Origin of the sequence: Kitasatospora sp. NPDC093558 (assembly GCF_040683475.1) — a bacterium.
GTDB lineage: Bacteria > Actinomycetota > Actinomycetes > Streptomycetales > Streptomycetaceae > Kitasatospora.
The window spans coordinates 1-2,295 of sequence record NZ_JBFBDY010000869.1 but is presented as its reverse complement, the minus strand read 5'-3'; the positions used below and the strand labels follow the sequence as shown (position 1 = coordinate 2,295).

Genomic DNA, 2,295 nt, shown 5'->3' with positions numbered 1-2,295 from the left:
CCGGCAGCGGCACCAACTCGAGCGGCCTGCCCCGCATTCGCGCCAGTGTCACGGCGAGGGCCGGCATCTCGAAGGGCTCCGGAAGGGGCAGCGCCTCCGCGATCTCCCGGCACCTCCGCCACAACTCCGCGTCCCCGCGGTCCGCCTGCCTCACGCTTCCTCCCCCAGCCCGTCGACAGCGCGCCGACGAGAACTGATCTCAGGCCGGGCGGCAGTTCGGCTGGAGTCAGCCGGCCCGCTCGGCGTTGGCCTCGCGTCGGGCGATCGCCTCGATCATGTCGCTGATCGTACCGAGCCCATCGGCGGGGCCCGGAGGAACCGGGGAATCAGCGCACCGGCGCCCGGCGCGCACCCGCCCACCAGCAGTGGACGCCTCCCCGCGCGGGTTGGGGGCTTGGCTCGGTGGGGTGTTCACGTTCTATTGTGGCGGGCGCTGGTGGCGGTGTGTGTGCGTGGAGTGTGGAGGGGTGGTCGGTGGCGGGGCGGCGGAATGACGGGGTGCTGGCGGTCTGGGCGGAGACGCAGCGGCAGCAGCAGCGCCGGGAGGAGGCCCGCTGGCGGGCGCAGGCGGCGGAGGAGCGGCGCCGGGAGCGCGAGTTGCGGGAGGCGCAGCGCGCGGCGGCGCGTGACGAGCGGGAGGCGCAGCGCGCGTACCAGCAGTCGCGGGAGGCGGACGCGGCCCGGCGGACGGCCGAACTGGACGCCCGGGTCGAGGAGTTGCGCGGTCTGCTGGCGGCCGGGCTGCGGGTGCCGGCGTTCAGTCCGCAGGCGTTGCTGGCCCCGCGCGCGGTGCCGCCGTTCGAGCCGGGTGCGCTGGGCGAGCCGGTGCCGATGCCCGATCAGGACGCCTACCTGGTGCCGCCGCCGGATCCGTCGCAGGCCCGCAACGCGGGGGTGTGGCAGCGCTACGAGCAGTACGCCGTGCAGGCGCGCGCCCGGTTCGAGCAGGACTGGTACGCCGCGCAGGCGCAGGAGGCGGACCGGCAGCGGCGGCTGGCGGTCTGTCACCAGGAGTACCTGGAGCGGGTGGCCCGGCACCGCAAGGAGGACGAGGAGCGCACCGTCCGCACGGAGGAGTTGCTGCGCCGGCTGCGCGCGGGCGAGCCGGAGGCCGTCCAGGAGTACTTCACGGCCGGGCTGTACGCGTCGGCCGCGTGGCCGGAGGGCTTCCCGCACCGGCTGGTGGCGGCGTGGGAGGCGTCGTCGCGCCAGCTGGTGGTGAACTGGGAGCTGCCGGGCCCGGACGTGGTGCCGGCCGCGGTGCGGGTGCGGTACGTCAAGTCGGACGACCGCGAGGCGGAGGTGGCCCGCCCGGCGACGGAGCGCAAGGCGCTGTACCGGGAGGTGCTGGCGCAGACCTCGCTGCGGGTGGCGGCGGAGCTGTTCCGGGCGGACCGGGACGGGATGCTGGACTCGGTGGTGCTGAACGGCTTCGTGCGCGGCATCGATCCGGCGACGGGCCGGGAGTCGGAGCGCTTCCTGTCGACGTTGTCCGCCGCGCGGGCGGACTTCGCCGGCCTGGCGCTGGACCGGGTGGCGCCGGTGGAGTGCTTCCAGGGCCTCGGCGGCACGCTGTCGGCGCGCCCGGAGCGGCTGGACGAGGTGCGGCCGGACCGGCTGCCGGAGACGGTGGGCGGGAGCCTGGCCGGGCACGGCGGCGAGGACGACCCGGACCTGTTCGAGATGGACCCGATCGAGTTCGAGAACCTGATCGCGGAGCTGTTCCGGCTGCGCGGCTTCCGGGTGATGACGACGGCCCGCAGCGGCGACGTCGGCGTGGACGTGGTCGCCGAGGACCTCGACCCGGTGACCGGCGGCAAGATCGTGATCCAGGCGAAGCGCTACCGCTCGACCGTCTCCCCCACGGCCGTGCGCGACCTCGACTCCACCGTGCGCCACCACGGCGCGATCAAGGGCATCCTGGTGACGACGGCGGGCTTCGGCCCGGGCTCGTACGAGTACATCCGCAACAAGCCGCTGTCGCTGGTGAGCGGCCCCGAGCTGGTCGAGCTGCTGGCCGAGCAGGGCCTGCGCGGGCGGCTCGGCGGCGGACCGAACGCCGTCCACGAGGCGCCGGACGGGGACGAGGACGGGCCGGCCGACCGGCGCACCGGGGTCGAGGTGGTGTGGCGCAGCCGGACGGCCGGCGGGGACGCGGTCGAGCTGGACGTGACGGCGTTCGTGTGCGCGGGCGGCCGGGTGCTGAGCGACGAGCACTTCGTGTTCTTCAACAACCCGCAGGACCCGGACGGCGCGGTCCGCCTGCACCCGACCCGTTCGGTGCCGGGCGAGCCG

At 75.3% G+C, this 2,295-nt stretch carries 1 protein-coding gene; it reads left to right on the top strand.

The features are described from left to right. Positions 1-474: 474 nt before the first annotated feature. The coding region (locus AB0O00_RS36325) for a restriction endonuclease (RefSeq protein WP_363658974.1) at positions 475-2,295 on the top strand (1,821 nt) is incomplete at its 3' end.